The 24,991-nt window shown below is 67.3% G+C and carries 25 protein-coding genes; 18 read left to right on the plus strand and 7 right to left on the minus strand.

The window, feature by feature from the left end; all coding sequences use genetic code 11:
- The first annotated feature begins 96 nt into the window (after window positions 1–96).
- From GN153_RS08740 to GN153_RS08755, 5 genes are all read left to right on the plus strand, one after another.
- Window positions 97–315, plus strand: a complete 219-nt coding sequence (locus GN153_RS08740) for a hypothetical protein (protein ID WP_159901751.1) — start codon at window positions 97–99, stop codon at window positions 313–315.
- Between the two features lie 186 nt (window positions 316–501).
- A complete protein-coding gene (locus GN153_RS17490; RefSeq protein WP_201287833.1) occupies window positions 502–657 on the plus strand; it encodes a hypothetical protein in 156 nt (51 codons plus the stop codon).
- A 96-nt stretch (window positions 658–753) separates the two neighbouring features.
- Window positions 754–1,236, plus strand: coding sequence for a cupin domain-containing protein (locus GN153_RS08745; RefSeq protein ID WP_159901753.1), 483 nt, complete (start codon window positions 754–756; stop codon window positions 1,234–1,236).
- A 107-nt stretch (window positions 1,237–1,343) separates the two neighbouring features.
- A complete protein-coding gene (locus tag GN153_RS08750; protein WP_159901755.1) occupies window positions 1,344–1,958 on the plus strand; it encodes a VOC family protein in 615 nt (204 codons plus the stop codon).
- Window positions 1,959–2,072: 114 nt separating this feature from the next.
- The gene (locus tag GN153_RS08755) at window positions 2,073–2,780 is read left to right on the plus strand and encodes a helix-turn-helix domain-containing protein (protein WP_159901757.1); all 708 of its coding nucleotides are present in this window, start codon (window positions 2,073–2,075) and stop codon (window positions 2,778–2,780) included.
- Between the two features lie 45 nt (window positions 2,781–2,825).
- On the opposite strand, the gene hmgB is transcribed toward GN153_RS08755, so the two are convergent.
- Window positions 2,826–4,163 carry a hydroxymethylglutaryl-CoA synthase gene (gene hmgB, locus GN153_RS08760; RefSeq protein WP_159901759.1) on the minus strand — a complete coding sequence of 446 codons (1,338 nt, stop codon included), beginning with the start codon at window positions 4,161–4,163 and terminating at the stop codon, window positions 2,826–2,828.
- 123 nt (window positions 4,164–4,286) lie between these two features.
- Here hmgB and GN153_RS08765 point away from each other — a divergent pair, with 123 nt between their 5' ends.
- A complete protein-coding gene (locus GN153_RS08765) occupies window positions 4,287–5,723 on the plus strand; it encodes a type IV pilin (RefSeq protein ID WP_159901761.1) in 1,437 nt (478 codons plus the stop codon).
- A 96-nt stretch (window positions 5,724–5,819) separates the two neighbouring features.
- Here the strand turns inward: GN153_RS08765 and GN153_RS08770 are convergent, their stop codons facing one another.
- Window positions 5,820–7,064, minus strand: coding sequence for a hypothetical protein (locus tag GN153_RS08770; RefSeq protein ID WP_159901763.1), 1,245 nt, complete (start codon window positions 7,062–7,064; stop codon window positions 5,820–5,822).
- A 56-nt stretch (window positions 7,065–7,120) separates the two neighbouring features.
- Window positions 7,121–7,708: a DUF2150 family protein gene (locus GN153_RS08775; protein ID WP_159901765.1), complete on the minus strand. Its 588-nt coding sequence runs from the start codon at window positions 7,706–7,708 to the stop codon at window positions 7,121–7,123.
- Between the two features lie 319 nt (window positions 7,709–8,027).
- Here GN153_RS08775 and GN153_RS08780 point away from each other — a divergent pair, with 319 nt between their 5' ends.
- Window positions 8,028–9,368, plus strand: coding sequence for an NAD(P)/FAD-dependent oxidoreductase (locus GN153_RS08780; protein WP_159901767.1), 1,341 nt, complete (start codon window positions 8,028–8,030; stop codon window positions 9,366–9,368).
- Between the two features lie 33 nt (window positions 9,369–9,401).
- On the opposite strand, the gene GN153_RS08785 is transcribed toward GN153_RS08780, so the two are convergent.
- Entirely contained in the window at window positions 9,402–9,803 is a 402-nt protein-coding gene (locus GN153_RS08785; RefSeq protein WP_159901769.1) for a PaaI family thioesterase, read from the minus strand.
- A 239-nt stretch (window positions 9,804–10,042) separates the two neighbouring features.
- On the opposite strand from GN153_RS08785, the gene GN153_RS08790 reads away from it, so the two are divergent.
- Both GN153_RS08790 and GN153_RS08795 read left to right on the plus strand, forming a co-directional pair.
- On the plus strand, window positions 10,043–10,804 hold the full coding sequence (locus tag GN153_RS08790; RefSeq protein WP_159901771.1) for an SDR family NAD(P)-dependent oxidoreductase: 762 nt from the start codon (window positions 10,043–10,045) through the stop codon (window positions 10,802–10,804).
- 103 nt (window positions 10,805–10,907) lie between these two features.
- The gene (locus tag GN153_RS08795) at window positions 10,908–11,546 is read left to right on the plus strand and encodes a hypothetical protein (protein WP_159901773.1); all 639 of its coding nucleotides are present in this window, start codon (window positions 10,908–10,910) and stop codon (window positions 11,544–11,546) included.
- 12 nt (window positions 11,547–11,558) lie between these two features.
- Here the strand turns inward: GN153_RS08795 and GN153_RS08800 are convergent, their stop codons facing one another.
- On the minus strand, window positions 11,559–12,182 hold the full coding sequence (locus GN153_RS08800; protein WP_159901775.1) for a DUF6149 family protein: 624 nt from the start codon (window positions 12,180–12,182) through the stop codon (window positions 11,559–11,561).
- A 117-nt stretch (window positions 12,183–12,299) separates the two neighbouring features.
- Here GN153_RS08800 and GN153_RS08805 point away from each other — a divergent pair, with 117 nt between their 5' ends.
- The 7 genes from GN153_RS08805 to GN153_RS08835 all read left to right on the plus strand — a co-directional run bounded on the left by GN153_RS08805 (window position 12,300) and on the right by GN153_RS08835 (window position 21,891).
- Window positions 12,300–13,550, plus strand: a complete 1,251-nt coding sequence (locus tag GN153_RS08805) for an NAD(P)/FAD-dependent oxidoreductase (protein ID WP_159901777.1) — start codon at window positions 12,300–12,302, stop codon at window positions 13,548–13,550.
- An 84-nt stretch (window positions 13,551–13,634) separates the two neighbouring features.
- Window positions 13,635–14,060, plus strand: coding sequence for a DUF7124 domain-containing protein (locus GN153_RS08810; RefSeq protein ID WP_159901779.1), 426 nt, complete (start codon window positions 13,635–13,637; stop codon window positions 14,058–14,060).
- An 88-nt stretch (window positions 14,061–14,148) separates the two neighbouring features.
- Complete coding sequence (locus GN153_RS08815) at window positions 14,149–14,682, plus strand: DUF5815 family protein (protein WP_159901781.1); 534 nt, start codon at window positions 14,149–14,151, stop codon at window positions 14,680–14,682.
- A gap of 167 nt (window positions 14,683–14,849) precedes the next feature.
- Window positions 14,850–15,080 (plus strand): hypothetical protein, encoded by a 231-nt coding sequence (locus GN153_RS08820; protein ID WP_159901783.1) that lies wholly within the window; start codon window positions 14,850–14,852, stop codon window positions 15,078–15,080.
- A gap of 306 nt (window positions 15,081–15,386) precedes the next feature.
- Window positions 15,387–16,280: a mechanosensitive ion channel family protein gene (locus GN153_RS08825; protein WP_159901785.1), complete on the plus strand. Its 894-nt coding sequence runs from the start codon at window positions 15,387–15,389 to the stop codon at window positions 16,278–16,280.
- A 114-nt stretch (window positions 16,281–16,394) separates the two neighbouring features.
- Window positions 16,395–19,658 (plus strand): carbamoyl-phosphate synthase large subunit, encoded by a 3,264-nt coding sequence (gene carB / locus GN153_RS08830; RefSeq protein WP_159901787.1) that lies wholly within the window; start codon window positions 16,395–16,397, stop codon window positions 19,656–19,658.
- Between the two features lie 94 nt (window positions 19,659–19,752).
- The gene (locus GN153_RS08835; RefSeq protein ID WP_159901789.1) at window positions 19,753–21,891 is read left to right on the plus strand and encodes a hypothetical protein; all 2,139 of its coding nucleotides are present in this window, start codon (window positions 19,753–19,755) and stop codon (window positions 21,889–21,891) included.
- Window positions 21,892–21,897: 6 nt separating this feature from the next.
- Here the strand turns inward: GN153_RS08835 and GN153_RS17810 are convergent, their stop codons facing one another.
- Window positions 21,898–22,032, minus strand: a complete 135-nt coding sequence (locus GN153_RS17810; protein ID WP_268893124.1) for a DUF7503 family protein — start codon at window positions 22,030–22,032, stop codon at window positions 21,898–21,900.
- 401 nt (window positions 22,033–22,433) lie between these two features.
- Between GN153_RS17810 and GN153_RS08840 the strand changes: the two genes are divergently transcribed.
- The gene (locus GN153_RS08840) at window positions 22,434–23,351 is read left to right on the plus strand and encodes a response regulator (RefSeq protein WP_159901791.1); all 918 of its coding nucleotides are present in this window, start codon (window positions 22,434–22,436) and stop codon (window positions 23,349–23,351) included.
- A gap of 30 nt (window positions 23,352–23,381) precedes the next feature.
- Here GN153_RS08840 and carA read toward each other — a convergent pair whose 3' ends face one another.
- Entirely contained in the window at window positions 23,382–24,434 is a 1,053-nt protein-coding gene (gene carA / locus GN153_RS08845; protein WP_159901793.1) for a glutamine-hydrolyzing carbamoyl-phosphate synthase small subunit, read from the minus strand.
- Window positions 24,435–24,536: 102 nt separating this feature from the next.
- On the opposite strand from carA, the gene GN153_RS08850 reads away from it, so the two are divergent.
- The gene (locus GN153_RS08850; protein WP_159901795.1) at window positions 24,537–24,950 is read left to right on the plus strand and encodes an Lrp/AsnC family transcriptional regulator; all 414 of its coding nucleotides are present in this window, start codon (window positions 24,537–24,539) and stop codon (window positions 24,948–24,950) included.
- The last annotated feature ends 41 nt before the right edge of the window (window positions 24,951–24,991 follow it).

A 24,991-nucleotide genomic window follows, 5' to 3' on the forward strand; every position in this document is an offset into this window, starting at 1 on the left:
CAGCCACACGCCCAGCGGAACCGAGCGGCGGTCCGGTCGCGGCTCTCCGGCGGGTCGTACAGAAGGCTTTTCACCGCGTTTCCGCAGACCCCACACATGGACGAAGTGTTAGAGATATTTGAGTTCGACTTCGGCGAACTGGTCGAGGGAGGGCTCCAGGCGCTGCTCGCGGGGCTGCTCCTGCTTTTGGGTGTTGTCGTGATGCTGGCCTCGCTGGTGGTCGACGGCGTGTTCCTGTGGGGCGCACTCCTGTTCGTCGGTGGCCTCGTCGCAGGAGTGTTCGCGGTCGCGAGCTTCTTTGATACCTTCTTCTGACGGATACCATCCGTCTCGCGGCGCCGGCGGGTCCCGGCCCGAGGTTCGCTCGTCGGTACGTCGGGACCGCCTACCGTCGGCTGTCGCCCGCCCGCAGGTGGTACTCGTGGGGCCGCTCCTGAACCGAGTGCGGCTCCGTTCCGGGACTGCCACGTGGTTTAACCGTGCGCCGCCGCTACGGCTGCCATGTCATCCCGAACAACGCTCGGGTGGTCGCTGCTCTCGTCGGGCGTCGTGACACTCGGTCTCACGCTCCTGCCGGGGGACGACCTCTGGTGGGGTGTCGGTCTCTGCCTCCTCGGGCTCGCGGTCTTCTACACCGGTCGGAACCGGGGGCTCTGAGCAGGCCGGCGACCCCTGCCGGGTCGGAGGCCGCCCGTCCCGCGCTCAGAGCCGGAGCGGGTGGGATTTTTAATCGGACCGGGTCTGGTCGGTCCCATGCGAAAGACCAACGAGGGAGACCTCGACTGGACCGAGTACGACCACGAGGGCGGCGAGACGGTGTTCCGGCGCAAGCAGCTGGCCGACGCCGTCGGTGCCGAGGACATCGGCTGCAGCCTCTACGAACTCCCGGCGGGCAAACGGTCCTGGCCCTACCACTACCACACCGCGAACGAAGAGGCCATCTACGTGCTGGCGGGTGCGGGGGTCCTCCGGGCGGAAGACGGCGAGCACGACATAGTCGCAGGTGACTACGTGACCCTGCCGGCCGACGAGTCGGGTGGCCACCGCGTGGTCAACGACGGCGACGAGGAGCTGCGGTATCTCGCCGTCTCGACGATGCGCGAACCGGACGTGACGATGTACCCCGAGATGGACAAGGTCGGCGTGTTCGTCGGCGCGCCGCCGGGCGGCCGCAGCGGGCGGGACTTCCAGGCCTATTTCCCCGAGAACGCCGGGGTCGAGTACTGGGAGGAGTGAGGGCGTCGGGTCCGTCCCGCGGCCAGCGGCGGTCGGCAGGCTGACAGGTGGGTGACGGACGTATCACCTCAGGATAACTACTTGCCCGTCCGGTCCCTACGCGGGGTATGAGCGACGTACCCGTCGACGACGAGCTTCCGGATAGCCCGATGCACACCACCGGCACCGACCACATCACCATCTGGGGATCCAACGCCGAGTCCGTCCTGGACTTCTACCGCGACCTGCTGGGGATGCGAGTCGTGCTCCGCCAGCCCAACCTCGACGACCCCGACCAGACCCACCTGTTCCTCGATACGGGCGACGGCCGGATCATCACCTTCTTCGTCAGCGACGACCGGCCCGCGAACCGCCGCCCCCAGCAGACCACCACCGGCGGCGTCCACCACCTCGCCTTCAGCGTCGACCCCGAGGAGTTCCAGGAGGTCAAGGCGGCTCTGGAGGCCGACGGCCGCGGCTACAACGAGTTCGACCGCGGCATCTTTCACTCCCTCTATACCCGGGACAACGACGGGCTGATCATCGAACTCGCGGCCGACAAGTACGAGATCCCCGAGGACCGCCGCGCGGACGTGCTCGTCGCCGCCCAGCGCCACCGCGAGCAGGCGGGTGCCGAGTACGCCAAGGAGGAACACATGGAGGCCGCTCTGGAGGAACTGGGTATCGAGGTCGACCCCCACGACCTCTCGGAGGCCGCAAGCGGCGTCGGCGGCGTCGAGTGAGGCGGCTACGGAGGCGGTTCAGACGTAGCCCCGGGCGTGGTCCCGGCCCGCAGTTCGTCGTCTGTCGATCGGGATTTCGATGTACTTTTTGCCAATTCGTCCCTCGCGGCAGGCATGACACGCGGGCCGCGAGCCCAGCTGGCCGAGAAGATCGCCGGCGAGGTGACGCTGAGCGAGGAGCCCGGCGCGACCCTGCGGAAGTGGCGCACCGACTTCGAGGTCGCCCAGACCGACCTCGCCGAGGAACTCGACGTCTCTCCCTCGGTCGTGTCGGACTACGAGAGCGGCCGCCGGGAGAACCCCGGGATCGGGGTCGTCCGGCGGATGGTCGACGCCGTGCTGGACATCGACGAGCGCCGCGGCGGCTCGAAGATCCGCCAGCACGCCCGCGTCCTCTCGGCGGGCTTCGACAGCGACGTGGTCCACGACCTCCGGGAATACCCCGCGAACGTCCCGCTGGAGCGGTTCTACAGGGCCATCGGCGCGACCGAACTGGTCCGCGGGGACCGCGATACAGTCGCCGGACACACCGTCATCGACTCCGTCCGGGCAATCCAGCGCCTCTCCAGCGACGAGTTCTACCAGCTGTACGGACAGAGCACCAACCGCGCGCTCGTGTTCACCGGGATCACCCGCGGGGAGTCGCCGCTGGTCGCCCTGCGCGTGGTGACGCCGACGCCCAACGCGGTCGTCCTCCACGGGCTCGACGAGACTGAAGTCTGGGAGCACGCGGCCGAGTTGGCCCGGATCGACGGCTACTCGCTTGCGGCGACGACGCTGTCGCTCGAGGGGATGCTCGACGGGCTCGGAGACCTTCCCTGAGAAACGTCCGACGCGGGTCAGCGTACCGGCGGGCGGCCGACGGCGCTACTCGACGTAGGTGTACTTGCGCTCGCCCATCCGTCCCCAGCCGTCGAAGACGAACTCCTCCTCGGGCGTGGTCAGGGGCTCCATGTCGGTCTCCTCGTCGCGGTTGTGGACGTCGTGGATCGCCTCGTACTCCTCGAAGGTGATCGGCGTCCGGTCGGCGACCCGGTCCATGATGTCGATGGCACCGACCTCCTCGCGCCAGCCCTCCTGGACAGTTTCGGCGTGGATCTCCGCCTGCGCGCCGCTCCCGTAGGAGGCCACCAGCAGCCGCTTCCCGGTCAGGTCCATTCCCTCCTCGGCGGCGTACAGCAGCCCCGAAACCCGGGCGAGGTGGACTGACCCGGTGTACCAGTTGCCGACCTCACGGGAGACCGTGAGGGTCGGCTCGATGGTGCGAGCGTACCAGTCCCGGTAGTGGTCGGTCTCGGCCAGCGCGTCGGTGTACTCCGTGACCGCCTCCAGGTACGCTTCGTCGTCGTCGAAGGCCTCCCGCCGGGGCTGGCGGCCGATCTCCTCGACGAGCTCTTCCTCGACATCCGTGCCGCGGATCGCGTGGCGATAGCCCAGCACGGCAGCCTTGCTGACCATCCCCGGGAACGGCGTGTGGAACGGGGCGAACGCGAAGTTGTCGGGGTGGGTGTCCCCGCCGGCACTCTCGAAGTCCTCCAGGGCCTCCCGCATGCGGGCGAGGTACACCTGGACCGAGCGTTTGCCGTCGACGCTGGGGAACTGCTGGTCGGGCTTAAGGAAGTCCGTCTCGTCGGCGCTGCCGTAGCCCTGCTCGACGGAGAAGGCGGCCACGTCGGGGTCCTCGTCGACGAGCATCGCCACCGCGCCCGCGCCCTGGGTGGCCTCGCCGGGGTCGTCACGCTCGTAGAGGGCGGTGTCGGTCGCGATCACGAGCCCCGCACGGCCGCGGTTCCGACCCGCGCGGATCCAGTTGAACGCGTCGTCCAGCGCCTGCGTCCCCGAGATACAGGCGAACTTCCGCTCGCCCTTGTTGGCGTGGTGGAACGTGCCCGGATACCGCTGTTCGAGACAGCCCGCGATGTACGTCGAGACCGGCTTCGAGTGGTCGAAGGCGCTCTCCGTGGCCACGTCGATCCGGCCGATGTCTTCGGGCTCCAGCCCTTTGCGCTCCATCAGCCGGTAGGCCGCGTTCGCGCCCATCGTCACGATGTCCTCGTAGACGTCCGGGAACGAAGAGGCGTTCAGCCCCAGCCCCTTCGTGTACTTCTCCGGGTCGTCGCCCTGTGCCGGCGCGAACTCCTCGGCCAGGTCGAGTTTGAGCTTCCCGGTTCGCACCTCGATGCCGTCGATACCTACTTCGGTCATGTGCACCACTGCTTGTAGCTCCTATAAGAGTCCGTCGACTAATAGTTCGTCGCCTGTCGAACTCACTTCGCGTGGGCACCACAAGCGACTAAGCCGCAGCGGCAGTGATCTCTTACTATCCACATGGTCGGCTCCGGCGGCGCGCGCGCAAGCGGGGCGGGCAGGCGCGCCCAATCGGAGACCATCGGGGTGCTCCTCCTGACCGCCGTCGTGGTCGTGCTCGTCAGCGTCGTGGGCGCCGGGGTCATCGCCAACGTTTCGAGTCAGGCCCAGGCCGGCGAGGTCGCGGCCCGGGCCGACGTGACCATCACCAGTGACAACGTGACCGTCACCCATGGGGGCGGCGACACGCTTGCGGACTCGACGGTCCAGGTGATCCTCCGAAACGGATCGGACGAATCCCGATACGAGCTGTCGGATGTCGCACCCGCCGACCGAACCGGGGACGGCGACGGGCGGTTCGAACCCGGCGAGCGGGCGGTCCTCTCGCACTCCCTGACCGGAACCGTCTCGGTGCTGGTCGTCGACATCGAACGGGGGACCGTGCTCGGCCGCGGCGAAGCCAGCGATGTCTCGGACACGACGCCCGGCCCCCCGGAGTTCCGGGTCCGGATCGACAACACCGACTCCCCGGTGGCGGAGGGCGAGACGCTGACGGTTCGGCCGACGGTGACCAACCACGGTGACCGCCAGGGGACACGGGAGGTGAACCTCACTATCGACGGGACCGAGGTGGATACGCAGAGCCTCACGCTCGGAGCCGGCCGGTCCGAGCAGATCGAGCTGACCTGGCCGACTGCGAAGGGGGACAACGGGACCTACACCACCACTGTCGCAAGCGGGGACGATTCGGACTCAGCGCCTGTTCGCGTACTGGAACTGGCCGTCTTTGACGTGACGATTGACGGTACTAATTCGCCAATCCAGGAAGGAGACAACCTGACGACTAACACTACGGTCGAAAACACAGGTGAGAACCCTGATTCTCAGGCCATCGAACTAAACATCGATGGTATTGGCGAACCCTTCGACGCTGAGCGTGTCGGTCTGTACGGCGGTAATTCAACAACCTTCACGCTCGAAAACATCACAGAAGTGGGTGACGCAGGTATATATACGGTAGTAATCGCCAGTGATGACAGAAATGATAGTGCGAGCTTCATAATTAATGGAATACCGACCAATTTCACCAGTACTCAGGTTGACGATACCTCCCCGAATTCGGGCTCTCCAGCAGAATTCAATATCAGTTATGCGACTAACAATACAGCATTTAAAAATGTAACTGTCGTCGTGGAACGTCAGAACGGCGGCGGTAGACAAGAATTCAACTCTACTTTACAGACAGACTTTTTCAAATATACTGATGAAAACAATCAGAAAAGTGACTACGATATCACTTACCGCATCTATAATTTCGATGGAACAGTTGAAGACGAAGTTATAGAAACAGAAACCTCAGGTCAGGGAGGCGGGCCTCCTGGGCAGGGTGGTGACCCTCCTGGGCAGGGTGGTGACCCTCCTGGGCAGGGTGGTGACCCTCCTGGGCAGAGTCAGTGAACAGGTACAATTCTACATAAATGAATATTATTAGACATGAAGTTGGCTGGGGCGTCACTCACGAAGAGGTCATTCAATAGAAAATCGGATTTGACGCTATCTTGCCGGCACAAAATAGGTCGCTGTCTCGCCTGTCTCAAGCTCAAGTGTGATTATAAAGAAGTCATTAGGATTCGGGTCCCGGTCGAAATTTACAATCACTTCCGTTTCGGTCCCGTTGCCTTCAAGCGGGATATTCGGAGTCAATCTCTCAAATGGTCCACCGACATCAAGTGTTGGCGATATTATTTCAGGGAGCGTATCATCATCAGCATCTGCATAGAGGTCTGCCTCAGTTGGCTTGTTCGGGGTTTGTGACCGGTAAAAATTGATTCGTGCTTCGCTGAAGCTGTTATTACCGCCAGAGTTATTGAGGAAAATAGTCACATTTCCATTGTTTCCAAGATTTTCATCGACTAAGCGAATATCCCCTGGCCCAGCCGGATTAAATCCATTTGAGCCACTTTCGCGTCCTCCTGATTCGGGAGCTTCGTCCACGCCGACCGGGCCGCAGTCGATAGCGTAGGTCCCGGACAGGGTGAGTGTGAGGTTCCGCCCGGACGCGCCCGTCGTCACATTGATGTTCGCGGGGTCGACCTGACCGCTCAGAGCATCTACCCAAGCACTCCGGGGCAGTCGAGTCGGAACTGTGATGCTGTCCACGTCACGCTGAGAGGTGTCCAGCTGCCCAGGCTTGAAGTCGACCGAGACGGTCCGGCTGCTGGCTTCCCGGAACGAGCGGTTCAGCGGAATAAGTTGTATCCTGCCGTCGACCGCGCTGTTCGGGGCAGGCTGTATCAGCTGCTGACCGGACAGCAAGACTGCGTTCTCGCTGTAGTTGTGATACACGAGTGAGTTTTCATACCGGATCGTTCCGGCATTATCGAATTCTGAGTAAGAGGGAGTGTACTCGAAAGTCCGAGTGGTGATGTCGCTGCCCGGACAGACCTGGCTGGTGATTTCGCTGCCGCTCGCGTCCCTGACCACGACCGGTCGTGCCGCTGTCGTCTGCAGGACGCCGGAAGGGGAGGGTGGATTCAGTCCGAGGAGGCGTGCGGGAAACTGCGTCCCGAGTTCGACGCTGGCGAACCCGTCCTGTCCGGTCGATTTCGTCTCCAGAACCGCGTTGCGGAGTTCGACCATGTCGCCCTGGACCCGCTGGTTGTGGTTGAACTCCACCTCCTGGTTCTGGCTGGGGACGATGACCGCCTGATAGACTGAGAAGAGGATCACCAGCACGCCAAAGAGCAACACCGCGCCCACCTGAATCGACTGGGCGCGCTCGTCGTCCCACAGCCTCATTGCTCCTCCTTCCGGACCGCCGGACAAAAACCTGTTCGCCGGCCGCGCACCCGCCCTCAGTCCTCGCCGTCCTCTTCCTCGACGACCTCGGGGTCGGCGAGGGCGGTCTGGAGGCTGTCGAGTCCGTTGACCCACTCCGCCACCAGCCCGAACTCCAGGTCGTCGGCGAGTTCGCGGTCGAGTTCCCCGCCGTCGATGACCAGCGTCCCGGCCTGGACACAGTAGCCCAGGGCGGCCTCCATGTCCTCCTCGGCCTCGGCCTCCGCAGCGGCCTCGACGTATCCCGCGACGGTCCCCTCCTCGGCCGGGCCGCCGACGACGTACTCCTGGGCGGTGTAGAAGACACACATCAGCGAGGTCTGGACGCCGTCGATCAGCATCGCGGTCTCCTCGCTGTCGAACTCCCGCTCGGCGAGGACGACCTCCTCGATCTCCTCGAGTTCCCCCAGGGCAGTCTCCTCCTCGATCTCTCCGTTCTCGAAGTCGGTGAGGATCTTCGCGACCGCGATGGCGGTGTCGTCCTGCAGATTCAGGAGCAGCCGGGCCGAATCCTCGTCCTCGGGGTCGAGCTCCTCCGACTCCACGCGCTGTAACCAGTTGTGCCAGCGTTCCTCGGTGTAGTACTCGCCCGGGGGTTCGCTCATACTCCCCGCTACGCGCCTCGGGGGTTAGGGCTTTCGCTACCACCTTTTTTCGGCTCGGGTGCGCGAAGCGCACCGCTCGCCGAAAAAACGTGGGCGAAAAAAGCGCGAGCGGCTCTGCCGCTCGCGGGAACCGCGCGCCGGGGGCGCGCGGATGCTCGCTGTGGGCCTGCCCCTCCCCGTGCTCACGGCTTCGCCGTTCGTGTCGAGGCCTCCCTCCGGTCGGCCTCGCAACGCGCGATGGAACGCGCTCGCGGCCCGAGGTCCTGGGGCCGCACAGCGAACGACAAGGCATATCCTCGCCTGCCCGGAACGGGAGGCCATGATCGGCGTCGTCGGCGGGGGGATCGCGGGGCTGGCCGCGGCCCACCGGCTCCAGGACCACGGCCACGACGTGCGGGTCTTCGAGGCCAGCGACGACCTGGGCGGGCTCGCCGCCACCTACGAGACCGCCGGCGACCGCATCGAGGCGTTCTACCACCACCTCTCGAAATCCGAGGAGACCATCGTCGAGCTGGCCGCCGAGCTGGGGGTCGACGACCGCCTGGAGTGGCGCTACGGCTCCGACGGCTACTACGTCGACGGCGTCGCCCACCCGATGAACAAACCCTGGGAGATCCTCGCCTACCCCCACCTCTCGCTGTACGACAAGTTCCGGCTCGGAATGCTCGTCCTCGATATCGACGTCCGCGGCGGGATCCCCTCCTTCGACACCTACGAGCGCCTGGAGGACTTCGAGGACGTTCCGGTGAAGGAGTTCATCCTCGAGCATACCTCCCGGGGCTGTTTCGAGCGCTTTTTCCGGCCCCTCCTAGAGGCGAAGTTCGGCGACCGCTGGGAGGAGGTGAGCGCGGCGTGGCTGCTGGGCCGGGTCAAGTTCCGCGGCGAACGGGACATCCTCCGGGGCGAGGTGCTCGGCTACTTCGAGGGGGGGTTTGCCGTCCTGCTGGACGCGCTGGTCGAGTCGGTCGGCAGGGAGAACGTCAGCACGGGCGCACGCGTGACGGACCTCGACCTGAGCGGCGGCCGTATCTCCTCGCTGACCGCCGAGACCGACGGGGGGCGGGAGACCCACGAGGTCGAGGGAGTCGTCGTCGCCGCGATGCCCACAGTGTTAGAGGAACTGACGGGCTACACCTGCGGGATCGACTTCCAGGGGACGGTCTGTTCGGTGATCAGCACCGAGGAGCCGCTGACGGACGTCTACTGGCTCAACGTCGCCGACGAGGCGCCCTTCGGCGCGCTGGTCGAGCACACCAACTTCGTCCCCCCCGACCGGTACGGCGGCGAGCACCTGCTGTACGCCGTGAAGTACATCCAGGAGGCGTCGGACCCGCTCTGGCAGGCCGACGACGAGGGCGTCGAGGAGGCGTGGCTCTCCGGCATCGCGGACCTGTTTCCGGAGTTCGACCGCGACGCGGTCAACTGGATACGGACGGCCCGGAATCCCCGTACGGCCCCCATCTACGAGCGGGGCTACCTGGAGAAGGTGGTCCCCTACGACCTCGCCGACCCGGTCGCGGAGGGTGTCTACTACGCGGGGATGGCCTCCCGGGCCCAGTACCCCGAGCGGTCGCTGAACGGCGGCGTCGTCGCCGGCTTCGAGTGTGCCGACCGGGTCGCCGGCGTCGCCGACCCACCACACTCCCAGGCCGACGACTGAACCGGGTACTCGCGGGCCGGGTCCGGCCGACCGCTATGGGGTGAACACCGCGTACGAGCCCGTCGCGTGCGCGACCGTCTCCTCGGCCTGTGAGTCCCCCTCCTCGGCCTGTGAGAGCTCCGAGACGAGATAGACGACCGACCCGCCCTCCCGGAGGACGCTCGTCTCGCAGGTCACCCGGCCCGACTCGACCGGCTCGAAGTAACTGATCTTGACCTCGATAGTTGCACACTGCTGGTCGTCGTCGAGGCCGGCCGACACCGCTGCCCCCATCCCAGTGTCCGCCATCGCGTAGAGGACAGCACCGTGGAGCACGCCGTAGGGGTTCCTGAGTTCGTCGGTGGCCTCGAGTTCACCGCGGCTGTACTCCGGGTCGACCTCGGTGAACTCCAGGCCGACCAGGTCCGAAAACCCCCGTGGAAGGTCGTCGGTCATCCCGAGACACTCCACCCGCCGGCACTTGAATGTGCGGGTCGGTACCACACACAACCGGCGCGTGCGGCACCCGCGAGCGAGTGACGATACGTACCCAACACTTACCATTCTTTAGATTGACACGATATCATGGAAATTGCGACAGTTCCGGACGGCCACGGACCCGCCGACCAGCACCGCGCACCTCGAAGTTCGAGGCTGGAACGCGCGCCGGCCGCGAGCGCCCCGGGGGACGGGAGATGAGGGGGCTCGACGGGGCCGTCGCGGTCGTGACCGGTGCCAGCTCCGGGATCGGGCGGGCCTCGGCCGAGCGGTTCGCCGCCGAGGGCGCGAGCGTGGTGGTCGCCGACATCGACGAGGCGGGCGGCACCGAGACGGTCGAGCGCATCGAGGACGACGGCGGGGAGGCAACGTTCGTCGAGGTCGACGTCTCCGACCCCGACTCGGTCCAGGCCATGGTCGACGCCACCGTCGAGCGCTACGGCAGTCTGGACGTCGCGCACAACAACGCCGGCATCCTCACGGACTTCGTCCCGGTGACGGAGATCGAGGAGAGCGACTGGGACACGCTGATCGACGTCAACCTCAAGGGCGTCTGGGCGTGTCTGAAAGCCGAGATCCCGGCGATGCTGGAGAGCAACGGGGGGGCGGTCGTCAACACGACCTCGGAGGAAGGGTTGGTCGGCGGGCCGGCACGGGGGAGCTACGTCGCCAGCAAGCACGGCGTCGTCGGACTCACCAGAACCGCCGCGCTCGAGTTCGCCGACGCCGGGCTCAGGGTGAACGCCGTCGCTCCCGGCCCGATCGACACCGGCATGAGCCCGGACTCGATGGACGCCGAGGACCTCGAGGGGATGCGGGAGGCGGTAAGGGAGGAGATCCCGCTGGGCCGGTTCGGCGAACCCGAGGAGGTCGCTGGCGCGACCGCGTACCTCTGCTCCGAGGACGCCTCCTTCGTCACCGGCCACACGCTCGTCGTCGACGGCGGCCACATCGCCTGAGGCTCGTCCCGGAGCCGGAGAGGCAGCCGCGGTGGCCCCGACCCCGCCGCCACGCACCGCCGGGAGGCCGGAAACTATGTGGCTGGCCGCCCGAACGCGAGCCGTGAAGCGACGCGCCGTCCTCGCCTCGCTGGGTGCCGCGCTGTCCGGGCTGGCCGGCTGCGCCGCGTTGCCCGGCGACGGGGCTCCGCGGCGGACGCTGACGCCGGCGCCCGTCCCCACCGACACCGGTACGCCGCGGGCGCACGTGACGGAGACCGAAGCCCCCGGCTGTCCCGAGTTGCCGGCAGCGGCCGAGCGGTACGTCTGCTCGCCGGAGGCCGCTGCCGGGCTCGCGTTGCGCCCGACGACCGACGCCGGAGCCGGCGGGCCAGCCGGACGGGCCTTTACCCTGACCAACGGGACGGACCGGGTCTTCGAGACCGGCCGGGACCGGTGGCTGCTCGCCCGGCGGGCCGACGGCGGCTGGCAGACGGTCGACACCGGCGGGAGCAGCGCGGACCTCGCGCTCCCCACCGGCGGGACGTTCACCTGGGTCCTGGCCGGGACAGACGGGCAGAGGAGCGAAGAGAGCCGCGGGTCAAGCGGGTTGCGAGCCCGGGTTCCGACCCGGCTCGGTGTCGGCGGTCACGCCTTCGTCGTGACGGGACACGCCGGCGACGAACTCGTGGCCGTCGTCGCGCCGTTCTGGGTTCCGCGGCCTGGCGTCGGGACAGCCAGTCGGACCGAGGAGCGGGGCTGACCGGGCGCGGCCTCAGTCCGCACCGGCCCCGTCGGCCTCGTCGACCCCGTCGGCGTCTTCGGGGTCGACCCCCGGGGCGCGGTCGACCTCGACCTCCTCGGGTTCCTCGCCTCCCCCGACGACCACCTCGCCGTCGGCGGTCTCGACGTAGACGTCGTCGGCGAATCCGCCCTCGGCGTGGGGGTGTACGGGGTCGTCGAGTTTCTCCGGGGTCGATGGCGCGCCGGCGATCCCGCCGGCGGGCCGGAACTCGCCGAGCGGGTCGTCGATGGTGATCCCGTGCTCGCGGAAGAAGCCCTCGTAGCGGTCGTAGTGGGCCTCGACCTCGTCGGCGGGGAACTCCATCATCTCCGTCCAGCCGTGGTTGTAGAAGTCGAAGTTGGCCTGGGCGTGGGTGATCTCGCGAGCCTCGGCCTCGGGAAAGCCCGCCTCGAGGGCGGCGACGTAGGTGTCCATCGTCGCGTCGAAGAAGTCGTCCAGGTGGGCCCGGCGCTCCTCGCGGCGGCGCTCCTCTGCGCGGTCGAGGAAGACGCCCGTGTGGATGTCGACGAGCTTGTCGTTGGTGTACTCGCCGACGACCGGCATGGTCAGCGCCTTCTTCGCGGCCCAGTGGCGGACGTTCTGGCGGATCTTCATCGGTCACCGATATGGTCGCGAGACCCTTCAATTCCCCGTCCTGCGCCCGTCTGGTGCCGGGTCGCAAGCGGTCCCGAGATGGCAATCCACATTAGGCACGGGGTCAAACCAGTCTCCATGACCACGTCGCACGTCATCGTGGGCGACGGGATCGCCGGTAGCTCGGCGGCCGAGACGCTCCGCGAGGAGGACCCCGACGCGGACGTCACCGTCCTCACCGACGAGGGCGAGGCCCTCTACAACCGCATCCTGATAAAGGAGTTCGCCAAGGGGAAGCTGCCGGAGGCCCCGATCTCGATCCACGAACCCGAGTGGTACGACGAACGCGACATCGACCTCGAGCTCAACACCCACGTGACGGAGGTCGACCCCGACGCTCACACGCTCACGACCCACGAGGGCGAGACCTACGAGTACGACAAACTGCTGGTCGCGACCGGCGGGACGCCCGCCCAGCTCCCAGTCGAGAACGCCGACGCCGACGGCATCCACCACTTCTGGACGTTCCAGGACGCCCGCGGGATCCGGGAGGCCGCCGCCGAAGCGGAGACCGGCGTCATCGTCGGCGCCGGCCTGCTCGGGATCGACCTCGCGGCGGTCTGTGCCGCCCAGGACATCGACGCCCACTACCTGATGCGGGGCAACCGCTGGTGGCGCTACGCCCTCTCGCTGGAGGGCGCGGAGATCGTCCACGACGCCCTGGAGGAAAACGGCGTCACGCCGGTTTTCGACTCCGGCGTCGACCGCTTCGAGGTCGACGACGAGGGCCGCGTCACGGGGGCGGTCGACCCCAACGGCGACCACTACGAGGGGGAGTTCTGCGGCGTCGCCATCGGCCTGGATTTCAACACCGAGTGGCTCCGCGGGACCGGCGTCGAGACCGACGACGGCATCGTCGTCGACGAGTACATGCAGACCGGCGTCGAGGACGTCTACGCCGCCGGGGACATCACACGCTTCTACGATTCGATCCTGGGCGAACACGGCCAGAACGGCTCCTGGGGCTCGGCCAAGGAGCAGGGCGCCGTCGCGGCGAAGAACATGGTCGCAGACGACGAGGCAGAGGCGTTTCGCTGGGTCTCCTCCTACTCCATCACCCACTTCGATTTCCCCTTTCTCTCCTTCGGTCACCCGACGGTCGGCGACGACTCCGCCGAGCGGAAGTTCTCCGACAGCGAGTGGCGCCGCCTCGCGTTCAGGGACGGCAGGATCGTCGGCGGCGTCCTCATCGGCGACCTCTCCCAGCAGCAGACCTACAAACAGCTCATCCGCGAGGAGCGGGAGGTCGCCGACCAGAAGGAGCTGTTGCTCGAGGAGACCGTCGACATCGACAAGCTCGACGCGCCGCCACAGGCCGAAGCAGAGTAGCGGGCACCCCACAGTGAAGGCGCCCGCCAGCCCGCGAACGCCGAGACCGACGGTCTTTTCTCCGGACGCTGCCCACTTCGGGGCATGAACGGGAGCGGCGAGATGACGCTCGCCTTCGACCTGACGGCGCTCCAGGAGCTCGCGAAGCCCGACGCCGTCTTCACCGACGCCCGACAGTGGAGCGAGTACGTCGGGGTCGTCTCGGAGGAGCCGACCTACGTGGTGACGAACTTCACCCGCAAACACCGGATCCGCCAGGACTTCTTCTCCGGCCCGCGGGGCCGGGAGGAGAGCCTCGCGAACGTCAAAGACCAGTTCGGGACCGACCGCTACGTCTACGTCGGCACGAACGAGGAAGACCGCGGACTCGCGGAGGCGACCGGCTGGGAGTATCTCGACGTCGAGGAGGCCGCGGAGGCGGCCGGCTGGGACCTCGGCGAGCCGGACCCGCCCGACACCGGCGCCGCCGCGACCGACACCGACGACGGCGGCCGGGACGACTGGCCCTGACCCGCCCGCCGCAGCGAGCCCGCGGTCCGGGGGCGGCCGCGTCGGCCCGTTCCGCGGTCTTTATTCCCGCGCCACACCAAGCGGAGGTATGGCAGAGCCCGGCGTGCCCGGCGGCGCGGCCGAGTCGCTCGACCTCCCCTGCGGGCGGACGGTGAGCGTCCGCGACATCGACATCGGCGTCCGGGAGTTCGAGTGTCGCTGCGGGGCCGACCACGCCGTCGTGACCGACGCCCACCCGCTGGCACGGTTCGTCCCCGAGTCGATCGTCGACGTCCTCCGGGCGGCCGTCGACACCGCCGACGACTTCGAGGAGTTCTCGACACCCCACGTCATGGGAATGGTCGCCGAGGAGTTCCCCGAGCAGGTCGTCAGCGCCGACACCTCCGGGGACGGGCAGGTCGGGTACGCGCTCGTCTGGGTCGCCGACTTCGACGCCCGCCGGCTCCACGAGGTGGTCGTCGAGCTGCTGGTGGAGCTGATGGAGCACGCCGTCAGCCACGCCGAGGACGGCTCGGCGGTGTCGGAGTTCGAGCGCCGGATGCAGGAGTTCGACGTCGAGGCGTTCGTCGAGCGCTACCGCGCCGAGCGGGAGTTCGAGACCGAACACGACACGGCCGTCTGAGCGCTGCCGACTATATAGAATCGGGTTCGGTACGTATCTCTTCGGGGAGTTTCCGTATGACACGGTCGGGCAGGCGGGTGACGGTCACCGTCCGGCGATTTCCGCCGAATCGCCGTCCGACGCGTGTCTGACGCTGTTTAATGAGGGAGTAGGTTCATCCAGTAGATATGCGCATCCGCCGGGGTGAATACGAGCGCATCCGGTCGGTCCTGGAGCGCGCCGACCACGACGAACCGCTGACGGCCCGGGAGATCCTCCAGATCCTCGAGGACCACGGCGAGGAGTTCGACAGCGCTCACCGCGTCGCCACCGTCCTCGGTCGGCGTGCCGAGACCGGCGAGGTGGAGGTCATCCGCGACCAGCCCTACCGCTACCGCTTCGCCGACGGGAACAACTGATACTGTCGGCTGTGAGTAGTTTGAGATGTTCGCCGCCCCGGGTGGCGGAATTCTCCACAGACTTACAGCCGACAGTGTGAGCCCCCCCGCGGGCCTGTCACCGCCGCCCGCGTCTGCCCGCCGTCCTCTTGTACCGCTCTGGCTGTCTCTCCGACCCGAGACCGGGCACGCTCTGCGACGCGCCCGGAGACGTGCCGGATGGATGTCTCGGGATACACGCCGGATACGTTGTAGAAACGTCCGGATGCGTGCCGTGTCCTCCACGGTTGGGGGAGCTTTTCTACACTCGGGGTCCGACCGGAGGACATGGGAACGCCTGTCTCTCCGAGCCTCCTCGCGACGGCCACCGAGACCCCGGTTCCCGTCGGTGCGGAGGGGCTCGTCGACTACTGGCCGGTGTTCGTCCGCCTCGGCTGGTTCCTCGCTGGCGCGCTCGTCGTCCTCGTCGTCGGGTGGTATGTGTTCGTGCCTGCCGTGTTGCGGACGGTCCGCCGTCGCAACCGGAACAACCGGACGATCCAGGAGGCGTTCACCCGGTACACCCGCCTGCTGGTCGTCGTCCTCGCGGTCGTCGTCGGCGCCGGCGTCGCGGGCTACGGCGGCGTGCTCGCCGACTCCGCGCTGGTGGTCGCGGCCGCGACCCTCGCGGTCGGCGTCGCCGGCCAGACCGTCCTCGGGTCGCTGGTCAGCGGGCTCGTGCTCGTGCTCGACCCGGAGTTCAACGTCGGCGACTACATCGAGTGGGACGGCGGGGAGGGAACGGTCCGGTCGATCACCTTGCGGGTGACCCGGGTCCAGACGGTCGACGGGGGGCTCGTGACCGTCCCCAACACCGTCCTGACCGACCAGGCGGTCGCCCGCCCGTACGGGCGGTCGCGCCACCGGATCGTCGAGCGCCTGAAGTTCGCCTACGAGGCCGACGCCGGCGAGGCGCTCGGTGAACTCGAGGCCGCAGCCGCGGAGGTCGCGGGGATCGCCGAGGCGCCGGACCCGGCGGCGTATCTCGAGGAGTTCGGCAGCGACGCCGTCGTCGCCCGCATCCACTACTGGGTCGACGACCCCTCCGAGGGAGAGGTCATCGCGGTCAGGTCGGCGTACGCCCGGGCGGTCAAGCGCCGGCTGGAGGCTGCCGACATCACCCTCAGCCCCGCCTCCAAGCGGGAACTCCAGGGCCGGGTCGCACTCGACCGCGAGGGGTGAGTGGCGTGCGAACGGAACCCGTGTGAGAGCGTATCGATACGATTTTCGAAATCCGGCTTCGATCTTCGTACCGTATCGCCGACCTTATTACGATGTGCGGACTGCCCCAGGGTAATGACAGCCGGAGACGACCGGACGATCCTGCTGATTGGCAGCGGCCCGATCAAGATCGGCCAGGCGGCCGAGTTCGACTACTCGGGGGCGCAGGCCTGCCGCGCGCTCCAGGAAGAGGGGGCGCGAGTCGTGCTGGTCAACTCCAACCCGGCGACGATCATGACCGACCCGGAGATGGCCGACAAGGTCTACCTCGAACCGATCAATACGGAGGCCATCGCCGAGATCATCAGAAAAGAGCAGCCCGACGGGGTGATCGCCGGCCTGGGCGGCCAGACCGGCCTCAACGTCACCGCGGAGCTCGCCGAGGAGGGCGTGCTCGAGGAGCACGACGTCGACGTGATGGGCACCCCTCTCGACACCATCTACGCGACCGAGGACCGCGAGCAGTTCCGCCAGCGCATGGAGTCCATCGGCGAGCCGGTGCCCGCTTCCACGACCATCGACGCCGTCGACCAGGTCGAGGCGGCCGTCGAGGAGGTGGGCGGACTCCCGGTCATCATGCGGACCACCTACACCCTGGGTGGCGCAGGCTCGGGCGTCATCGGGGAGATGGAAGAGCTGAAGCAGGCCGTCCAGAAGGGACTGAATCTCTCGCGGGACAACCGCGTGATGATCACCGAGTCCATCGACGGCTGGATCGAGCTGGAGTACGAGGTGATGCGGGACGCCGACGACTCCTGTATCATCATCTGCAACATGGAGAACCTGGACCCGATGGGGATCCACACGGGGGAGTCGATGGTCGTCACCCCGAGCCAGGTGATCCCCGACGAGGGCCACCAGGAGATGCGCGACACCGCCCTGAAGGTGATCCGCGAGCTGGGTATCCAGGGCGGCTGTAACATCCAGTTCGCCTGGCGCGACGACGGCACCCCCGGCGGCGAGTACCGCGTCGTCGAGGTCAACCCCCGGGTCTCACGCTCCTCGGCGCTGGCCTCCAAGGCCACGGGTTACCCCATCGCTCGCGTGACCGCGAAGGTCGCCCTGGGTAAGCGGCTCCACGAGATCGAAAACGAGATCACCGGCGAGACCACCGCGGCCTTCGAGCCGGCCATCGACTACGTGGTGACGAAGATCCCGCGGTGGCCGGTCGACAAGTTCCGCGACGTGGAGTTCGAGCTCGGCCCGGCGATGAAGTCGACGGGGGAGGCGATGGCGATCGGCCGGACCTTCGAGGAGTCGCTGCTGAAGGCGTTGCGCTCGACGGAGTACGACCCCGCCGTCGACTGGAGCGACGTGAGCGACGACGAGCTGGAGGCCGAGTATCTGGAGCGGCCCACTCCGGCCCGCCCCTACGCCATGTTCGAGGCCTTCGAGCGGGGCTACGACGTGGAGACCGTCTCGGCGCTGACGGAGATCCGCGAGTGGTACGTCGAGCGGTACAAGCGGGTCGCCGAGGCCGCCGAGGCCGCGAGCGCGGGCGAGTTCCAGACCGCCGCCGACGCGGGCTTTACCGACCACGAGATCACCGCCCTCTCTGGCGGCGAGTTCGACGACACCCACGCCTCCTGGCTGCCCGACCGGCTGCTCGACGAGCGCGGCGCCGTCGAGGGCGACGCGGTCGAGACCGACGGCGGGTCCGCGGAGAGCGGGCCCTCGTCGGACCCACGGTCCGACGGCGGGACCGCGGCGGCACCCCCGGCGGTCGACGAGGTCGACGGCGCCACGACCGACCGCGACTTCAAGCTGGTCGACACCTGCGCCGGCGAGTTCGCCGCCACCACGCCCTACTACTACTCGACGCGGGACCCGATTTCGGAGCTCAACCGCGACGAGCTTCGGGTCGACCGCGACGTCGAGAGCGTCGTGGTCGTCGGCGGCGGCCCGATCCGGATCGGCCAGGGTGTGGAGTTCGACTACTGCTCGGTCCACGCCGTCCGCGCGCTTGAGGAGATGGGTATCGACGCCCACGTCGTCAACAACAACCCCGAAACGGTCTCGACGGACTACGACACCTCCGACGGCCTCTTTTTCGAGCCGGTCACCGCCGAGGAGGTCGCGGATGTCATCGAGGCCGCGGACGCCGACGGCGTGATGGTCCAGTTCGGCGGGCAGACGTCGGTGGACATCGGCCACCCGCTGGAGCAGGAGCTCGACCGCCGCGACCTGGACTGTGAGGTCCTCGGGACCTCGGTGGACGCGATGGACCTGGCGGAGGACCGGGACCGGTTCAACCGCCTGATGGACGACCTGGGGATCGCCCAGGCCGAGGGTGGCTCGGCCACCAGCGAGGAGGAGGCCCTGGAGCTGGCCCACGAGATCGGCTACCCCGTGCTCGTGCGCCCGAGCTACGTGCTGGGCGGGCGCGCGATGGACGTCGTTTACAATGACGAGGACCTGGAGACCTACATCGAGGAGGCCGTCCGGGTGAGCCCTGACAAGCCGATCCTCGTCGACGAGTTCCTCGCCGACGCCGTGGAGCTGGACGTCGACGCCGTCGCCGACGAGAACGATGTCCTGATCGGCGGCGTGATGGAACACGTCGAGACCGCGGGCGTTCACTCCGGGGACTCCGCGTGCATGATCCCGCCCCGCTCGGGGGAGATCAGGGACGTGATGCCCCGGATCCGCGAGGTCGTCGAGGACATCGCCGAGGCGCTCGACACGGTCGGCCTGCTGAACGTCCAGCTCGCGGTCAAGGACGGCGAGGTGTACGTGCTGGAGGCCAACCCACGCTCCTCCCGGACCGTCCCGTTCATCGCGAAGACGACGGGCGTCCCGCTGGCGAAGATCGCCGCAAAGGTGATGGCCGGCGCCTCCCTGGAGGGGCTGGACTACGAGGAACACATCCCCGAACAGGTCTCGGTCAAGGAGGTCGTCCTCCCGTTCGACCGGCTGCCCGGCTCGGACCCGCGGCTGGGCCCGGAGATGAAGTCGACGGGCGAGGTGATGGGTACCGCCGGCTCCTTCGGGAAGGCCTACCAGAAGGCCCAGATGTGTGTCGACAAGCCCATTCCCCTGGAGGGGACCGCGGTCGTCGACCTGCCGGTGCTGGGATTCGAGGAACATCTCGACGTGCTCGATTTCGACGACTTCGAGTCGACGGCGGCGATCGAGGAGGCCATCCGCGACGGCGAAGTCGACATGGTCATCTCGCGGGACCGGGAGGTGCTCGAGGTCTGCGTCGAGGAGACGGTCACGTACTTCTCGACCATCGAGAGCGCCGAGGCCGCACTCGAAGCGATCGACTCCGCCGACCAGCCGATGGCCGTCCAGGACATCGCCGAGCGCCCCAAAAGCCAGCGCGAGTGGGGCAGATAGCGGCCGCCGGCTCGGGCGGTTCGGCGAGCCGAGCCGGGCAGTAGCTTTTTCCTACTGCTCGTCGTTACCACTAAAAACTACGCGGTCACGACCAATGTCGGACACCGACAGTTACCTGACGTTCGCGCCGCTGTCAGAGCGCCCCGGGGTCGAGGTTATCGACCGCATCGAGCGGCGTCGCTACCGGCTACACACGCCCGAGGCGGTGTCGCCGGCTGTGGCCGACACCGGCAGCTTCCAGTTCCCCGTCGGCCGGGCAGTCCGTCTGGAGACCGCCGAGCTCGTCTTGCCGCGGGTCGTCGGTGTCTACGCCCGCGACGCCGACGGGGAGATGGTCGCCGAGGTCGAGCACCTCGACCAGGCCTCACTTCCCGAGGGGCGGTACACCCTCGAGCTCTCGACACAGATCAAGACCTACATCGAGGTCGAGGGCGCCGTCGACATCGCCGCGGACATCACCCAGACCCGGATCGACTTCGGGGAGCCGACGACGGTCCTGCTCGGCGCGCGCTCGCGACACCGCCGGCCCGCGACGACCATCACGACGACCGGGGACCCCCGCGACGTCATGCGGGCGGTCGAGGCCTTCGGCTCCGGGCTCAAGACGACCACCCCGGAGCGTTCGTACCCGACGATGCGCGGCCACCCGCCGGCCGTCGAGGTCGGCGACGAACTCGACATCCCGGCGACCGTCCAGGCCCCGGACACCGGCGTCCGCCTGGAACTCCCCCCCGACCTCTCCTACGTCCTCCCGGCGGCCCCGCTGGCCTACTACATGGGGGCCGACGTCGTGCCGGGGCCGGTCCCGCGGCTGGCCACCGGCGACGGCTTCGCGTACTCCCTGACGGGGCCCGAGGGCTTCGAGACCGAGGTCGAGCGGACCCTCAAGCAGGTCTTCTTCCTCGACTGCGTGACCCGAACCGAGGGGTACTACGACATCGACCTCCACGAGCGGGCGGCGGTCGAGCCGCTCGTCGACCTGGACTTCGCGGCGCTGTACGACCAGCCGCTGGCTGCCCAGCTCGAGGCGTATCTCGACGTCCCCTACGAACTCGTCGCCGAACACGTCCCTGAGTGGCGGCTGACCGCCCACGCCGAGCCGCTGGCCACGAGCGTCGAGCAACTGCCATACGTGGTCGACGACCTCGCCGTCGTCCGGACGACCGAGGCGCCCAGCACGACGACGGTCGAGGCGGTCGGCATCACCGACGGCGGGCAGCCCGAGGACACCCGCGGCGAAGTCTTCACCCGGTCGGCGGGCGCCGCGACCCGGGCGGGGGACGCCGCCACCCGCTCGACGGGAGCCTCCTCCTCAAGTGCCGACTCGCCGTACGTTACCCTGGAGTCGACGGACACGCTCGGACAGGCCTGGATCGGCGAGGGCGTGCCCATCGGCGCGAGCAAGCTGACCACCACCGCCTTCGAGAACCGCTTCGACCGGGAGCAGACCGACGGCGACATCGCGATCACCATCGTCCAGAACGACGCCCGGATGGACGAGGAGCGGGACCTGGTCGACGACGTGTACGGCAACCGCGAGGCCCTGCCCTTCGAGGTGGACGTGCGCCGGGACCTGACCGTCGCACAGCTCCGCGAGACCCTCCAGGAGCGCACGGACTTCTTCCACTACATCGGCCACACCGACGAGGAGGGCCTGGAGTGTGCCGACGGGAAACTCGACGCCGAAACCCTCGAGGAGAACGGCGTCGGCGCGTTCCTGCTGAACTCCTGTAACTCCTACGGGCAGGGCCTGGAGCTCATCGAGTCCGGCGCTATCGGCGGTATCGTCACGCTGAACGACGTGGTCAACGGCAAGGCGGTGAAGATGGGCGGGCTGATCGCCCGGCTGCTCAACGCCGGCTTCCCGCTCCATGCCGCGCTGGACATCGCGGGCGAGGAGAGTATTGTCGGGGGGCAGTATACCGTCGTGGGTGACGGTGGGATGACGGTCGCGCAGCCAGCAAGTAGAACTCCGTATCTTCTTGAGATCTCAGAGGCCGGACAGGGGTACATTCTCGGTGTCGAAACGTACGCAACGAATGACGCTGGTATCGGTTCAGTGTTTATGCCTTATCTCACCGGTGGCAGTAAGTACTCCGTCATTCCTGGAAGATGCACCGAGTTCCACGTCTCAGAAACTGAATTATCCGAGTTTCTGAAGCTAGAGAATGCCCCGGTAAGAATGGACGGGGGACTTAGGTGGAGTTATTCAGTGCGAGAAGAACTGAACTGAGTTATTTTAGGGTCCAGAAATCGTATTTCCGCCGCCCGCCGCAACAGCCCCCGCCTGCGAGAGCAGCAGCAGCGCGGTGGCCAGGACGCCGATCATTTTCGGGTGCTCTGCCAGGTACGAAGCGACCTTGCTGTCTGCCATGGTACACTCCGACAAATGGTGCGCGTTAAATTAAATTTTTCTGATATTTTCTTACATATTATATGTTATGGGTAGCCACACTCGCGCCGCGCGGACACTCAGGGCCCGTGGTTGGGAGTGTGTCACACGGGATGGCAAAATAAACAGGTGCCTACGACAAGAGTAGCCTCGGATTTCGAGGCTACCAATACTGTTATACAGCCGCCGGTACCAAACACCATCAGGACCGAAGTACATGTCAGAGGCACGAATCTGCTCGCGCGCACGCCACCGGGGCACTCCAGATATTCGCTCGCGTGGCGTCGTCGAACCGCGGTCCGGGCCGCCCGAAGAGCCGGGTGGGCGGTCGCGACGGCCATCCCAGACCGTCAGAAGCTGGATCCCCCTGGATGTGACCGGCGATGGACTGTGACGACCAGCCGGGAGTAGCGCGCATCCCGCGCGCGGCCCTCCGGACGAGCCGGCGCGCGGGCCAGAAGCGTCCCGCGTTCGTCCGGAGCGGGAATTTCGGGTCGACCGAGGAGCGGACCCTCGAGGTTCCGACGCCGCTGGCGGACATCAAGGACCACGACCCGGTGCGGGTGCTTCACGTCGACGACAACCCGGGGATCACCGACGTCACCGCGACGTTCCTTGAGCGGATCAACGACGACTTCGAGGTGACGACGACGACCACCGTCGTCGAGGCGCTGGACCTGCTCGGCGAGGGGGACTTCGACTGCGTCATCAGCGACTACCAGATGCCCCGCACCGACGGGCTCGAGTTTCTCGAACTCGTCCGCGAGCGGTACCCCGACCTCCCGTTCGTGCTCTTCACCGGCAAGGGCAGCGAGGAGATCGCGAGCGAGGCCATCGCGGCCGGCGTGACCGACTACATGCAGAAAGGCGGCGGGACCGACCAGTACGAGGTGCTCTCGAACCGGGTCGAGAACGCCGTCGACCAGTACCGCACCCAACAGCAGTTCTGGGACGCGCTCTCGTGGTACCAGCGCCTCGTCGAGCAGGGTGTGGCGGGGGTGTTCGTCGTCCAGGACCGCGAGCTGGCCTACGTCAACCGGAAGTTCGCCGACATCTTCGGGTACGGACAGGAGGAACTCCTCGGGGAGTCGCCGCTGGTGCTCGTCGCCGACGCCGAGCACGACGCCGTCGCGGACATGCTCTCCGACCTCCCCGAGCGCTGTGACGACACCTTCCGTGATTCGTTCACCGGGCGCCGGAAAGACGGCGGGACCCTGCGCGTCGAGGTCCACGGCGGCGTGACCGACTACGGCGGCGAGCCAGCCACGACCGGTATCGTCCGCGACGTCGACGAGAAGTAGAACGGAACAGTCCGAACCCGGTCGGCCGGCTCAGCTCTCGCCGTCCGCGAGTTCGAGCACGTCGTCGAAGAAGTCCAGCGAGTCGTTGGGCCCGGGGTTTGCCTCGGGGTGGTACTGCCGGGTGATGATCCCCAGGTCGTCGTTTTCGAGTCCCTCCGGGGTGTCATCGTTGACGTTGACCTGCGTGACGTCCAGTTGCTCGCCGGGGTCGGCGACGGTGTAGCCGTGGTTCTGTGTCGTCATCACGACGCGGTCGGTCCGCAGGTCGCGAACGGGCTGGTTGACCCCGCGGTGGCCGAACTCCATCTTCTCCGTGGACCCACCCAGAGCGTTGGCGACGACCTGCTGGCCCAGGCAGATGCCCGCGAGCGGCAGGTCCCCGACGTACTCCTCGACGACCTCGCCGGCCTGCTCGAAGTTCTCCGGGTCGCCCGGCCCGTTCGAGATGAACAGGAGGTCCGGGTCGACGGCGGCCACGTCGTCGACGGTCGCATCGTAGGGAAGCCGGTGGACGACCGCGTCCCGCTCGACCAGCGAGTCGGTGATCGACCCCTTGGCGCCGCAGTCGACCAGCGCGACCCGCTCCCCCTCGCCCTCGGGGTTGTGGACCTCCGCCTCGTCGACGGAGACCTGCTTGCCGATGTCGCGGTGTTCGGACATGTGCTTGCACTGCCGGAGCTGCTCCAGCGCGTCCTCCTCGGTGACGTCCGGCCCGGCCGCGACGCCACACTTCATCGCCCCCTCGTCGCGGATCTCGGTGACGATCTCGCGGGTGTCGAGGTGGTCGACGCCCGGCACGCCCTCCTCGCGGAGCCACTCGGCGACGTCGTCGGTCATCTCGCGGGCGACGACGGCGCTGGGCTGGACGCTGTCGGACTCGAACCGCTCCTCGCGGACGCCGTAGTTGCCGATCAGGGGGTAGGAGAAGGTCAGCACCTGCTCCCGGTAGCTGGGGTCGGTCAGGCTCTCCTCGTAGCCCGTGTAGGCCGTCGTGAAGACCAGTTCCCCGCGCGTGGTGCCCGGCGAGCGCGCGCGCGCCTCGACGACGCGCTCACCCTCGATGGCGATGTAGGCGTCCGACATTACGAGATGCGTATCACACTCCGGCAGATAAGCGTTGCTTTCGAAGACGAGTTACGAAATTCGTAGCGTTGAAGTACCGACCGCCGGTACGATCAGGCCTCGATGGACGACTTGGACCGGGCGATCCTCGACATCCTCCGCCGGGACGCCCGAACGCCGTACACCGAGATCGCCGACGAGGTCGGTACCTCCGAGGGGACGGTCCGCAACCGCGTCGAGCAGCTGGTCGAGGACGGCATCATCGAGCGCTTTACCGTCTCGACCCGTACAGGCAACGTGAAGGCGATGGTGGAGGTCAGCGTCGACGTCGACGTCCGCACGGAGGGGCTGACGGGGGAGCTGGCGGAGTGGCACCAGGTGGACTTCGTCTGGCAGGTCTCCGGTGAGGAGGATATCGTGGTCGTGGTCGACGCCGCCGACACCTCGGCGCTCAACGACATGATCACCCGCGTCCGCGAACTCGACGAGGTCATCAACACGAAGACGCGGCTGATCCTCGACGAGCGGCTCGGGTAACGGCTGTCCGCAACCGAAGCCGGTTTGTGGATGCTCCCCTT

Source organism: Salinirussus salinus, from assembly GCF_009831455.1.
Classification (GTDB): Archaea; Halobacteriota; Halobacteria; order Halobacteriales; family Haloarculaceae; genus Salinirussus; species Salinirussus salinus.

Bases quoted from the DNA above. Each gene is read 5' to 3' on its own strand.
- GN153_RS08850 (WP_159901795.1), top strand. From the start codon at position 24,537: ATGGACGACTTGGACCGGGCGATCCTCGACATCCTCCGCCGGGACGCC.
- GN153_RS08765 (WP_159901761.1), top strand. From the start codon at position 4,287: ATGGTCGGCTCCGGCGGCGCGCGCGCAAGCGGGGCGGGCAGGCGCGCC.
- carA (WP_159901793.1), bottom strand. From the start codon at position 24,434: ATGTCGGACGCCTACATCGCCATCGAGGGTGAGCGCGTCGTCGAGGCG.
- GN153_RS08785 (WP_159901769.1), bottom strand. From the start codon at position 9,803: ATGACCGACGACCTTCCACGGGGGTTTTCGGACCTGGTCGGCCTGGAG.
- GN153_RS08800 (WP_159901775.1), bottom strand. From the start codon at position 12,182: ATGAAGATCCGCCAGAACGTCCGCCACTGGGCCGCGAAGAAGGCGCTG.
- GN153_RS08750 (WP_159901755.1), top strand. From the start codon at position 1,344: ATGAGCGACGTACCCGTCGACGACGAGCTTCCGGATAGCCCGATGCAC.
- GN153_RS08840 (WP_159901791.1), top strand. From the start codon at position 22,434: ATGGACTGTGACGACCAGCCGGGAGTAGCGCGCATCCCGCGCGCGGCC.
- GN153_RS17490 (WP_201287833.1), top strand. From the start codon at position 502: ATGTCATCCCGAACAACGCTCGGGTGGTCGCTGCTCTCGTCGGGCGTC.
- GN153_RS08820 (WP_159901783.1), top strand. From the start codon at position 14,850: ATGCGCATCCGCCGGGGTGAATACGAGCGCATCCGGTCGGTCCTGGAG.
- GN153_RS08815 (WP_159901781.1), top strand. From the start codon at position 14,149: ATGGCAGAGCCCGGCGTGCCCGGCGGCGCGGCCGAGTCGCTCGACCTC.
- GN153_RS08835 (WP_159901789.1), top strand. From the start codon at position 19,753: ATGTCGGACACCGACAGTTACCTGACGTTCGCGCCGCTGTCAGAGCGC.
- GN153_RS08775 (WP_159901765.1), bottom strand. From the start codon at position 7,708: ATGAGCGAACCCCCGGGCGAGTACTACACCGAGGAACGCTGGCACAAC.
- GN153_RS08740 (WP_159901751.1), top strand. From the start codon at position 97: ATGGACGAAGTGTTAGAGATATTTGAGTTCGACTTCGGCGAACTGGTC.
- GN153_RS08780 (WP_159901767.1), top strand. From the start codon at position 8,028: ATGATCGGCGTCGTCGGCGGGGGGATCGCGGGGCTGGCCGCGGCCCAC.
- GN153_RS08755 (WP_159901757.1), top strand. From the start codon at position 2,073: ATGACACGCGGGCCGCGAGCCCAGCTGGCCGAGAAGATCGCCGGCGAG.
- hmgB (WP_159901759.1), bottom strand. From the start codon at position 4,163: ATGACCGAAGTAGGTATCGACGGCATCGAGGTGCGAACCGGGAAGCTC.
- GN153_RS08825 (WP_159901785.1), top strand. From the start codon at position 15,387: ATGGGAACGCCTGTCTCTCCGAGCCTCCTCGCGACGGCCACCGAGACC.
- GN153_RS08745 (WP_159901753.1), top strand. From the start codon at position 754: ATGCGAAAGACCAACGAGGGAGACCTCGACTGGACCGAGTACGACCAC.
- GN153_RS08790 (WP_159901771.1), top strand. From the start codon at position 10,043: ATGAGGGGGCTCGACGGGGCCGTCGCGGTCGTGACCGGTGCCAGCTCC.
- GN153_RS08805 (WP_159901777.1), top strand. From the start codon at position 12,300: ATGACCACGTCGCACGTCATCGTGGGCGACGGGATCGCCGGTAGCTCG.
- carB (WP_159901787.1), top strand. From the start codon at position 16,395: ATGACAGCCGGAGACGACCGGACGATCCTGCTGATTGGCAGCGGCCCG.
- GN153_RS17810 (WP_268893124.1), bottom strand. From the start codon at position 22,032: ATGGCAGACAGCAAGGTCGCTTCGTACCTGGCAGAGCACCCGAAAATG.
- GN153_RS08810 (WP_159901779.1), top strand. From the start codon at position 13,635: ATGAACGGGAGCGGCGAGATGACGCTCGCCTTCGACCTGACGGCGCTC.
- GN153_RS08770 (WP_159901763.1), bottom strand. From the start codon at position 7,064: ATGAGGCTGTGGGACGACGAGCGCGCCCAGTCGATTCAGGTGGGCGCG.